Origin of the sequence: Frankia sp. Mgl5, assembly GCF_023242985.1 — a bacterium.
Taxonomy (GTDB): Bacteria; Actinomycetota; Actinomycetes; order Frankiales; family Frankiaceae; genus Parafrankia; species Parafrankia soli.
Genome location: NZ_JALKFY010000002.1, coordinates 62,656 through 73,972, shown reverse-complemented (window position 1 = coordinate 73,972; position 11,317 = coordinate 62,656). Strand labels below are relative to the sequence as shown.

7 protein-coding genes are annotated in these 11,317 nt (G+C 71.5%); 3 read left to right on the top strand and 4 right to left on the bottom strand.

Annotation, left to right across the window (positions count from 1 at the left end):
- The first annotated feature begins 79 nt into the window (after positions 1–79).
- A complete protein-coding gene (locus MXD62_RS01585) occupies positions 80–637 on the top strand; it encodes an AlpA family transcriptional regulator (protein ID WP_248827646.1) in 558 nt (185 codons plus the stop codon).
- A gap of 18 nt (positions 638–655) precedes the next feature.
- On the opposite strand, the gene MXD62_RS01580 is transcribed toward MXD62_RS01585, so the two are convergent.
- The 3 genes from MXD62_RS01580 to MXD62_RS01570 all read right to left on the bottom strand — a co-directional run bounded on the left by MXD62_RS01580 (position 656) and on the right by MXD62_RS01570 (position 3,459).
- Positions 656–982, bottom strand: coding sequence for a hypothetical protein (locus tag MXD62_RS01580; protein ID WP_248827645.1), 327 nt, complete (start codon positions 980–982; stop codon positions 656–658).
- A gap of 42 nt (positions 983–1,024) precedes the next feature.
- On the bottom strand, positions 1,025–1,582 hold the full coding sequence (locus MXD62_RS01575) for a hypothetical protein (RefSeq protein WP_248827644.1): 558 nt from the start codon (positions 1,580–1,582) through the stop codon (positions 1,025–1,027).
- 224 nt (positions 1,583–1,806) lie between these two features.
- On the bottom strand, positions 1,807–3,459 hold the full coding sequence (locus MXD62_RS01570) for a long-chain fatty acid--CoA ligase (protein ID WP_248827643.1): 1,653 nt from the start codon (positions 3,457–3,459) through the stop codon (positions 1,807–1,809).
- Positions 3,460–4,022: 563 nt separating this feature from the next.
- Here MXD62_RS01570 and MXD62_RS01565 point away from each other — a divergent pair.
- A complete protein-coding gene (locus MXD62_RS01565; protein WP_248827642.1) occupies positions 4,023–7,556 on the top strand; it encodes a helicase-related protein in 3,534 nt (1,177 codons plus the stop codon).
- Positions 7,556–9,793 (top strand): DEAD/DEAH box helicase, encoded by a 2,238-nt coding sequence (locus MXD62_RS01560; RefSeq protein WP_248827641.1) that lies wholly within the window; start codon positions 7,556–7,558, stop codon positions 9,791–9,793. Before MXD62_RS01565 ends, MXD62_RS01560 begins: the two co-directional genes overlap by 1 nt.
- Here MXD62_RS01560 and MXD62_RS01555 read toward each other — a convergent pair.
- Positions 9,739–10,665, bottom strand: a complete 927-nt coding sequence (locus tag MXD62_RS01555) for a helix-turn-helix domain-containing protein (protein WP_248827640.1) — start codon at positions 10,663–10,665, stop codon at positions 9,739–9,741. The two genes, MXD62_RS01560 and MXD62_RS01555, sit on opposite strands and share 55 nt — an antisense overlap.
- Positions 10,666–11,317 lie beyond the last annotated feature (652 nt).

Genomic DNA, 11,317 nt, shown 5'->3' with positions numbered 1-11,317 from the left:
ACCCGATCGCGAACAAAGGACCTCACCGAGGCCACTTTCTGCAAGCAAATGAAGCCGGATCCGGCGGTACGGTTTGCCCATGATTGAGATGCTGAGCGACGCCGAGCATCACGGTCCAGCCACGGCAGAGGACGACCCTCTGATCAGCTACCGGGAGATGGCGAGGCGGGCGCACCTGGCCCCGTCCACGCTGCACAAGTACCGAAGCCAGGGGCGGCTGCCCGACCCCGATGACGCATCGGCGCCCAGTCGGCCACGGTGGCGACTGAGCACCTTCGAGGCGTGGCTGGCGGACCGGACCAGCCCTGGCACCCGCACCGACCGGCACCGGAAGATCGAGGTCGGGGAAGACGAGGGCCGGGCGCGCGCGGACGACCACGTAAGGATCCTTCGCCTGCTCGCCGAGCCGGAGGCACGCAACACCTTCGACGTCTGGGCCGAGCTGAACCCCGGACCACCGTGCCACGATGGCCGTACGCGCGAGCACAAGGCGTGGGTGAACCGGCATCTGGAGATCTACGGATTCATCCTCGACCTGGCGAATCTCGACCTACTCGACCGCACGGCCGATGTGGTCACGGGTACCGAGCAGCTCGTACTGACGGACGCCGGGCGCACGTTCCTCGCCAGCCGCTGAGACGGCCCCGAACCGGCCTCAGCCGCCTGTTCCGTCTCCCCCGATCACCTCCGCCCTAGCCGCTGCGGCTTTCGCCGCCTTTCGGGCGGCCTGGGTGCCGCCCCTGGTTCCCCGGACAAAGACAACCCGACCGGCGTCCAGACGCACCGAGTCGACGTGCCAGCCGGCATCGCGCCAGGCGATCGCCTGCGTGTGCGAGTTGTTCGCCCAAAAGTTCGAGGGTCGCCGCGCGGACGGCGGCAGCTCGCCCACCAGCTTCTCCACCGCCTCGAAGCTCAGGGCCTCGGCCGTCACATGGGCCGGAAGACCCGCCAGATAGTCCCGCAGCCCGTCGTACTTACCCACGACTCCCCCGCCTGCCCGAGATGGTCCGCATCGGCAAGGACGTTAGCGGTCGCCACCGACAACCTGATACCGAACCGCATGGCCGTGCCGAAGGCATGTCGTCCTGAAGCTGCGCTCGTACCTCTCGTGGTGCAGCCAGCGCAGCGCGCCCTGGGACGTCAGCCTCAGAGCGTGCGCGATCTCGCCCGTGGTGCGCGGGCCGTCCGCGAGCAGGGTCCGGATCTCCGCGGAACGGTCTCGTCGTAGTGCTGGCCGGATGCCTGCGGAGCCCACCACATCGACCGGGCCTGGCCAGAGCTCTGGCTGGAGGCGTCGACTTTCGCCTGTGTCACCTGTGGCGAAGTTGTCGGCAAGGCGCCAGAACGTCCAGCGGCGATCGCGGGTCTTCTCCAGCAGACCGGCAGCGGCCATGCCGGTGAGTTCCCTGGACGCGGTCACCGGGTCGCATCCGGTGAGACTCCGGTACTGCTGGTTGGTGATCGTCGTGTTGCGATGCGGGAAGGCGAGACCGAGCCGCTGCTGATCGGTGAGAGCCGCGGTGTCGACGGTGGACAGCCAGGCCACGGCTTCGTCGTCCAGCAGGCTGTGACTGCGGAACACGACGCGGATTTCTAAGTTGTAGATCGACTTTAGTTGGAACCCGCCTCGGGGCGGCGAGCATCGCAGCCCCAGCCAGTGCCGCCGCCATCCCCAGGATGGCGCGCTCGACAGTGGTGTGTGAACCGCCCCGGCCTCTGAAGAACCCGGGGCGGTTCAGCAATGGTGGCAGCTCTGCCGACGGGTGGGTGAACACCGTCGGGGGAGCCCCGTGCGGCAGGAGCTGTTCAGCCGTGCACCAGTTGCGGCGTCAGCTCACCCGCCGCGTACGCGGCGCGCAGGCGCTTCTTGTCGTACTTGCCGACCGAGGTCTTCGGCACCTCCGGGATGACGACCCAGCGCTCGGGCCGCTGCCAGCGGGCCACCCTGCCGTCGAGGTGGTCCCGCAGCTCCTCGAAATCGACCGTCGCGTTCTCCCGCACGACCACGCAGGCCAGCGGACGCTCACCCCAGCGCTCGTCGGCGACCCCGATCACCGCTGCCTCCAGCACCGCCGGATGGCTCATCAGATGGCCCTCCAGCTCCACCGACGAGATCCACTCGCCGCCGGACTTGATGACGTCCTTGGCCCGGTCAGTCAGGGTGAGAAAGCCGTCAGGGGTGATCGTGCCGACGTCGCCGGTGCGCAGCCAGCCGTCGTGGAACGACTCGGCGGACTCCTGGCCCGGTTCGTCACCGATATAGCGGGCGGTGATCCACGGCCCGCGGACCTCCAGCTCGCCCGCGCTGCTTCCGTCCCAGGGCAGCTGCCGGCCGTCCGAGCCGATCAGGCGCGCCTGCACCGGCCCGATGAAACGGCCCTGGCTCAGGCGGTACGAACGGGCCTGCTCCGCGCTCAGCCCCGCGGGCGGGCGGGCGACGGTTCCCATAGGAGAGGTCTCGGTCATCCCCCAGCCGTGCACGAGGGTCACACCGAGGCGGTCGTAGGCGTCGAACAGCGCCGGCGGGCAGGTCGCGCCACCGACGATCGCCTCGGCCATGCAGGAGATGTCGACCCCGTTCGCCTGGACGTGTTCGAGCAGCCCCGCCCAGATCGTCGGCACCCCCACCCCCCGGGTCGGACGCGTCGCGGTGATGACCTCGGCCAGCGGACCGGGCGCGAGCCGCGGGCCCGGCATCACGAGTTCGGTCCCGGTCAGGAACGCGGAGTACGGGACGCCCCAGGCCAGCACGTGGAACTGCGGAACGACGCAGAGCGTCCGATCCTGCGCGGACGCCCGCAGGACGTCCATCATGGACCCGCCGAGAGCGTGCAGATAGATCGAACGGTGGCTGTAGGCGACGCCCTTGGGCTCGCCGGTCGTGCCGCTGGAGTAGCAGACGGCCGCCGCGGTGTACTCGTCCAGCTCGGGCCAGTCGTAGCTCGCCGGCCGCCCCGTCAGCAGCGTGTCGAGGTCGTGCACCGCGACCGCCGGTCCGATCTCCGCCCGCAGCGCGGCCAGCGCGCCCTCCCCCGCGCCGTCGACGATCAGGTGCTCGACGGACTCCAGCCGGCCTACCAGCGGAGTCAGCAGCGGCAGCAGGGAGGCGTCGATGAGGATCGCCCTGTCCCGCGCGTGGTTGGCGACCTGCACGACCTGATGACCGGGCAGCCGGATGTTCAGCGGGTGCACGACGCATCCCATCGACGGGACGCCGTAGTACGCCTCGAGATGACGGCTGCTGTTCCACATGAACGTGGCGACCAGGTCGCCAGGGCCGATCCCCAGGCCGGTCAGGGCGTGCGCGAGTCGCGCGGCGTTCGCGCCGACCTCGGCGAAGGTTGTCTCGGTGATGCCGGAGGGCGAGGCGCTGAAGACCCGCCGCGCGCCGTGGACCGAGCAGCCGTGGGCCAGCAGCTGGCTGATCCCGAGAGGCATCTCCTGCATCGTGCTGCGCATCGCCGTCTCCTCACCGTCGGGTAGGACGCCCCACGATCGTGACACGAAAGTGACGCGCATCACGACAAGTTGGCGGAGGGGTACCCCAGAGAGGTGTCGCCCCGCCCGGTGAGACCCTGGCGCTGCCGGCGAGGTTCAGCCACGGGGACGTGTCGCAGGTGCCGTTTCCGGTGTTCGGTCCTCCGTGCCTTCCAGCCCGGAGCCTGCGTGCCCACAGCCGCGGTCGGGCCGTGGGGATCCTGCCTGTGTGGACCGGGCGCGATGGGATCGCGCAGCTGCGTCATACATCGGCCGCCGGGAGGGCGCGGCGTTCGGTTTTCCTGACCAGCGCCCCGAGTTTCTGAACCAGGTCAAGGGCTGGCCATCGGGCGTCCATCTGGCACCATATCTGCGCGGTGGCATCCACAACCCAGCCTGTGCGCTGTTCACCGACGGCGGCCAGGGCAGCGCCCGCGGCCCGCTCGGCGCAGCGCCTCCACCGGCGGCCGCCTTTTCCGCGCCAGCCTCCATTGTGCATAAAGTTGACTGCGCCATACGTTCACGGTCGGGCGGCGGGGGGCTGGATGAAGGCGGACGGAAATGGCCACGTACCTGCGGGGATATCGCTGGAGGATCTCTGCCCCGGGTGGCGCGTCACCGGGATCGTCCATGACGAGGCGGTGGTGGTCACCGCCGTCCGTCCGGCCGGCAGCAATGCGGTGCTCGTCGACTACCGGCGCGATGACGGAACGATCCACAAGTCGGTTCTGCCGCGCTCCCGCGAGGCCGATCTCGCGCGGGTGACCGGGTCGGGCCCCTTCCGCGCCGACCCGCAGAACTGGCGCGTCGCCGCCGAGGCCCTTCGGATCCGACGGTCGACGCTCTTCGCGGACATGCCCGCGGTGGCGACGTCGGCCCTGCAACCACTGCCGCACCAGCTGCTGGCCGTCTACGACGAGTTGCTGCCCCGCTCGCCGCTGCGGTTCCTGCTCGCCGACGACCCCGGCGCGGGCAAGACCATCACCGCCGGGCTCTACCTCAAGGAGATGATGCTGCGGGAGGACGTCGCGCGCTGCCTGATCGTCGTCCCGGGCTCGCTGATCGACCAGTGGCAGAGCGAGCTACGGGAGCGGTTCGGGCTCGTGTTCGAACGGCTCAGTACGGACCTGGCCGCGACGCCCGGCAGCGACGTCTTCGAGCGCCATCCTCTCCTTCTCGCCCGCATGGACCATCTGAGCAGAAACAACGACCTGCTCACCCGGCTGCGGGAGGCCAGCGAATGGGATCTGGTCATCGTCGACGAGGCGCACCGCATGTCCGCGCACTATTCAGGCTACGAGCTGCGGACCACTCGACGTTACGAGCTCGGTGTTCTACTCAGGGAGCGCACCCGCCACCTGCTGCTGATGACGGCGACGCCGCACGCGGGCCGGCACGAGGACTTCCACGCCTTCCTGGCACTGCTGGATCCGGACCGGTTCGAGGGGAACTTCACCGCCGCCGACGGCGGGGCCGCGGACACCACCGGTCTGATGCGCAGGTTCCTCAAGGAGGACCTGCGCACGCTGGACGGCCGGCCGCTGTTCCCCGAGCGTCGCGCGTACACCGTGCCCTACCAGCTCTCCCCGGCCGAGCGGGAGCTGTACGAGGCGGTCACCGACTATGTGCGCCACGAGATGGGGCGTGCGGACCGGCTGCGCGCCAGCGGCGAGGTGCAGCGCGGCAACACGGTCGGCTTCGCGCTGACGATCCTGCAACGGCGGCTGGCCTCCAGCCCCGAGGCGATCCTGCGCAGTCTCGAACGGCGGCGCGAGCGCCTGCGCCAGCAGCTGGCCGACAGCGATGGCGGGAACGGCGGTCGCGGCGATGGCCGGCTGGCGGACCACGTCGAGCGCGCGCTCGCCGGGCTGTGGAACGGCGGCGTGCGCAGCGGCGGGGTGGACGGCGCGCTCGACGACATCCTGTCCGAGCTGGACGATCCCGGCCCGAGCGGTTCCGACACCGCGGCTCAGAACAGCATGACCTTCGGCGACCTCGTCGGGCTGGAGGAGGAGGTGACCGACGCGGCCACGGCGGCCCGGACCCGCGAGGAGCTCCAGGCGGAGATCTCGACGCTGGATCACCTGGTGGGCATGGCCCGCCGAGTACGGTCGGCCGATACCGACCGCAAGTGGTCGGAGCTGCGGACGATCCTGCGGGACGACCTACGCACCCGGGACGAGTCCGGCCAGCTCGGCAAGATCATCCTTTTCACCGAGCACCGGGACACCCAGTCCTACCTGGTCGAGCGGATCACTGCGCTGCTCGGCGAGACGGCCACGGTGGAATTCATCCACGGTGGGCTCCCCCGCGAGCGCCGCCTCGCGGCCCAGCGGCGTTTCACCTCCGACCCACGGGCCCGCGTCCTCGTCGCCACGGACGCCGCCGGTGAGGGCGTGAACCTCCAGGTGGCGCACCTGATGGTCAACTACGACCTGCCGTGGAACCCGAACCGGATCGAGCAGCGGTTCGGCCGCATCCACCGCATCGGGCAGGGCGAGGTGTGCCACCTGTGGAACCTGGTGGCCACCGACACCCGCGAGGGCGACGTGTTCCATCGGTTGCTGGAGAAGATCGAGCAGCAGCACGAGGCCTACTCCGGGAAAGTCTTCGACGTCCTCGGCCAGGCGTTCGCCGACCGGCCGCTGCGGGACCTGCTCATCGAGGCGATCCGTTACGGCGACAGCCCGGACGTCCGGGGCAGGCTGCACGAGATCATCGACGAGGCGGTTGGCATCGGACTCGCGGAGCTGCTCGACGAGCGGGCCCTGCACACGGACATCCTGGCCGCCGCGCAGGTCGACGAGCTGCGGCGCCGGCACGACGCGGCCACGAGACACGGGCTGGCGCCGGTGGACGTGCGGGAGTTCTTCCTCGCAGCCTTCCCCGCCCTGGGTGGTCGCGTCGAGCCACGGGAGCCCGGCCTGTATCAGGTCCTCAACGTCCCGCCCGCGCTGCGGGACACCCGTACGACGCACACCGGTCAGGACGCCGGCGGGTCTCCCGGCCGGCGTGTCGTGCATCCCGCCTACCGGCGGGTCACCTTCGGTACCGGGCGCGGCGGGCCCGCCGGGCCATCCGGCCGCTCCGCGCGGTCGGAAGGCACTGCGCGGTCAGAAGGCAGTACGCGGTCGGACGCCGCCGAGCTGCTCGAACCGTCGCATCCCCTCGTCGAAGCGGTCGCCGACGGGGTCCTGCGGCGGGCACGCGACGTGCTGCGGGGCGGAACCGTGTTCGTCGACCCGGCGGATCCGGGCGACGTTCCGCGGCTGCTCGCCATCGTCAGCGCCGAGATCCGGGACGGTCATCAGCCGGCTGGCGTGGTGTCGCGCCGGTTGACGGTGGTGGAGCTGTTCCCGGACGGCACGGCGTCGGTCCGGGAACCCGCGCCGTACCTGCGGTATCTGGAACTGCGTGACGCCGCGGTCGTGGGGACAGCCCTAGGTTCGGGTGCGGTGGGCCTGAGTGCGGTGGGCCCGGTGGACGCAGTGCGCGCCGCGGCGCTCGCCGTCCCCGGCCGGGACGCCGCGTCCTGGCTGCGTGAACCGCCGGCGGAGGTGGTGCGGACCTGGGCGTTCGACCACCTCCTGCCCGCTCATCTGGACGAGGTGCGGGCGCGGGTGCAGGCACCCGCGGAACGGACGAGGCGGCTGGTCGCCGACCGGCTGGGAGCCGAGATCGAGAAGTGGCGGGCGTGGCGGGCCGATGATCCGGGCCCGCAGCGGAGAAGGGGCACTCGGACGGGCGGCGACGTGGTGACACCCGCCTCCCGTGAGGGCCGCATCAGCCCGGCGACGGCGCGCCAGCGCGCGGAGAATCTGGAATACCGGTTGGACCGCCGACTTGCCGACATCGAGGCGGACCTGCATCTCGACCAGCCCGAACCGGTCGTGGAGGCAGTGGCCCTCGTCGTCCCGGCAGGCCTCGCGACCCGCGCTGGCGTACGCCTTCCCGCCGTGCCACCCGCGCCGATCACGCCGTCCACGCCGCGCCCGCGGACAACGGCCCCGCCGCTGTCTCCTGAGCCCACGTCTGCGTTCCAGCCCCCGACACGCCGGTCACGGCGCAGGTGGTTCTGATGGGGACCGATCCCGCGGACCGGCGGGCGGTCCGCGCGCTGCTGGGGCGGACCGAGACCCTGCGCGCCGGCGCCCAGGCCGTCGAGGAGGGCAGGCGGCGGATCCGCGGGGAGGTCGAGCAGCGGTTCGCGGCGCTGCGCGGCCAGATGGTCCGGCGCGATCTGGCGAACATGCCTGTGGCCCGGCTGCGGGAGGTCACCGGCGAGCGGGTGCGCCTGGGGCCGCTGGAGACCGCCGGGTTCCACAGCGTGCAGGACGTCCTGAACGTCTTCGATGCCGGCCCGGCCCCGGCTCCCCGCGTCGCCGGTCTCGGGGAACGGTCGGTCACGCAGATCGTCGCCGCCGCCCGGCAGCTCGCCGCCGCCGTCGAGGACAGCATCCGGATCCGCATCGAGCTCGACCCAGCCAACCCGTACAGCACCGACCTGCTCGTCGCGCTGCATCGGCTCGACCGCGTCGAGCACACCCTCGCCCAGGCACGCGCCGGCGACGCTGTAGCCGTCCTCGCCGAGGAACTACCCGCCCGGATCCACGAGGCCGCCCCCGCACGGGGGCGGCTGCGGAACCTGTTCGCCAGCCCGTCCGCGCGGGAACGAGCGGTCGCGGCGGTCAGCCGCATCGACGAGCTGCTCGGGCAGGCAACCGGGACCGGCCTGGTGACGTTCACCGGACCGAACGAGATCGTCGGACCGCTGCGCTCCGCGGGCGACCTGGTGGACGCACCGGTCGAACCGGACGCCGTGTGGAAGGACTTCGAGCGGCGGGCCCCCGAGTACTACGGCCTGCTCGGCCAGATCGTCGATCTCGGGCTGGATGTCGCCGCGGCCGAAGGCGGCCTGCCGGCCGAGATCGCCGAGCGGGTGCGGGCCCAGCAGCTCGACGAGTCGTACCGCCGGGTCGCGCTGCGCGGCTACCAGGCGTTCGGCGCGCGGTTCGCGCTCGTCCAGCGACGGGTGGTCATCGGCGACGAGATGGGGCTGGGCAAGACGATCCAGGCCATCGCCGCGCTGGCGCACCTTCGTACGCTCGGCGCCACCCATTTCCTCGTGGTCGCGCCGGCTGCCGTCCTGGTCAACTGGATGCGCGAGGTCGAGGCCCGCAGCACGCTCATCCCCCGTCGCCTGCACGGGCCGGATCGCGCCGGTGAGCTGCGTCGCTGGACGCGCGAGGGCGGCGTCGCGGTGACCACCTTCGACGTGGCGAGGTCCCTGGAGGTTCCGGCCGACGTCCGGATCGGGATGCTGGTCGTCGACGAGGCCCACTACATCAAGAACCCGCGGGCCCTGCGCTCGCGGGCGGTGCGCGGGCTCGCCGACCGGGCCGGGCGGGTGCTGTTCCTCACCGGAACACCGATGGAGAACCGGGTGGAGGACTTCCGCGCCCTCGTCGGCTACCTGCAACCGGACCTGACGACCGACCCGGGCACCGGACCGCTGCGGATGGCCGCCGAGGCGTTCCGGCACGCGGTGGCTCCGGCCTACCTGCGTCGCAACATCGACGACGTGCTCTCCGAGCTGCCCGAGCTGATCGAGGTCGAGGAGGCCGAGGACTTCGGCCCGGACGAGGAGCGGGCCTACCGGCACGCCGTGTTCGCCGGCAACTTCATGGCCATGCGCCGCGCCGCCTACCCTGCCCCGGGAACCCCCGTCGGCCAGGTCGGCAAGCTGCGGCGACTGCTCGACATCGTGGCCGAGGCGGCGTCCAACCGACGCAAGGTGGTCGTCTTCTCCTACTTCCGGGAGGTCCTGGCGGTGGTGGACCAGGCGGTCAGGGCCGAGCTCGGCGACGTGGTGACGGTCATCGGCCCCCTCGACGGCGGCACGCCGGCGACCGCGCGGCAGCGCATCGTCGACGAGTTCGGCTCCGTCGGCGGTCCGGCGGTGCTGGTCAGCCAGATCGCGGCCGGGGGCACCGGCCTGAACATGCAGGCGGCGTCCGTGGTGATCCTGTGTGAGCCGCAGGTGAAACCCACCCTGGAGGAGCAGGCGATCGCCCGGTGCCACCGGATGGGCCAGGTCCGCGGCGTGCAGGTGCACCGGCTGGTCAGCACCGCCGGGGTGGACCGACGCATGCGGGAGATCCTCACCGAGAAGCGGCGGCTGTTCGACGCCTACGCCCGGCGCAGCGCCGTCGCCGAGGGCACCCCCGACGCCGTGGACGTGTCGGAACAGGAGCTGGCCCGTCAGATCGTCGAGGCCGAACAGCTGCGCATCGCCACCGAGGCCGCCACGACCTGAACCCTGTCGCCATCGATCCGACCACGGCCGGCCGCGGCGAGTGCGGCGCGGCAGGCGGCGGCCCCCACCGCCGCATCACCGACCGTCGTCGCCGCTGGCGGCGGCGGCGGCGAAGTGACCGGCGCAGGCGGCGCGGGTGCAGGGTGCAGGCCCGACCAGATGTCCAACCAGGCCGACCACCAGCGGGCCGGATCGGCCGCACGGTGTGCCCGGTAGGCCGCCGCGACCATCGCCCCCACACCGACACGGCCCAGCACGGCGCGCACACCGTCGACCTGCCCCGCGGTCAGGGCGTACGACGCGCGCAGCCCCCGGGCCGCCAGAGCGTCCGCGAGCAGGCGCAGGTCCTCGGGCACCATGCGCCCCCGCCTCGACGCGGCGGCCGGCCGGCACGGCCGCCGCGTTCTCCCCCCGGGAGGACGCGAGGTGGATTCCTGGGAGGTCGTCGGTCCTGGTGACCGGGCACCTCGGTCCTCGACCGGCGGCTGGGGTCCTGACATCGGGGCTGCCGTCGATCCCGCCACCGATCCCGCCGCCGCGGCCGCCGGGGCCGGCGGACGGACCAGCCGGTACCGGTTCGACCTGCGACCGCCGCCGCGCTCGGTGGCCAGGACGCCGGCCGCCTCCAGGGCACGCACCGCGCGCCGGGCGGTGGACACCGACACCTCGGCCCGCGCGGCCAGCGTGGACATCGACGGGAACGCGCCCGACCAGTCGACCGCGTCGAGGTAGTAGGCGATCGCGAGCAGGACGGAACGCAGCACGCGCACCGACACCACGCGCCCGCAGACGACGGTCGGGACGAGCCGGATCACGCGAACGTGGGAGTAGAGCGCGGAAACGGCGGAGCGATGTGGAATGCTGGATGTCACGGTACGGACTCCTGGTGGTGCAGGGTTCGGATCGAGGCCCCGTTCCGGTGCGCTAACACCGGGCGGGGCCGCCCCATCGATGGGGATGATCCACGTTAGCCCGCGAAACGGGCCGCACCCATCAAGCTTCCAACGTGACCACAACCAAGCCACATTCGCGTTGACGACGAGCGATGCCGCCGCGAGCAGGCCCACAATCATCTGACGTCGAGCAAGCAAAGAAAGAATCCGCCGACCCGACCGAAGTAACGTCGAGCTGCGGAGAGAAGCCTGGGAATAACGACCGAGGGCCAGCAGTCCCGCCAGGCTCGGTCTCGCCCCGCCGTCGGCGTCGACGGGTACTCGCGACAGCCGACCTCACCACCGGGTCGGACGATCTCCTCGTGGCCGACGGGACGCTGGACCGGATCAGCGCTCTACAAGCACCCGCGATCCGCGGCCTGCACGCTGGTGGCCAGAAAGGGTCGTAGGCGGGCATCCTCTCCCGAGGTTTACCCTGTCGAAACCAGTGGTCCACGGGCCTCGTCGCCCACGGCCTGAATTTAGGCTGGGCTGGATCAGCTAAGGTAACGGGACCCGGCCGAAGTGACCCTTACACGGGTCGATCTTCTCGTCTTGGTGTAGCTGCGCAGAATGGCGGTGAAACGAGCGA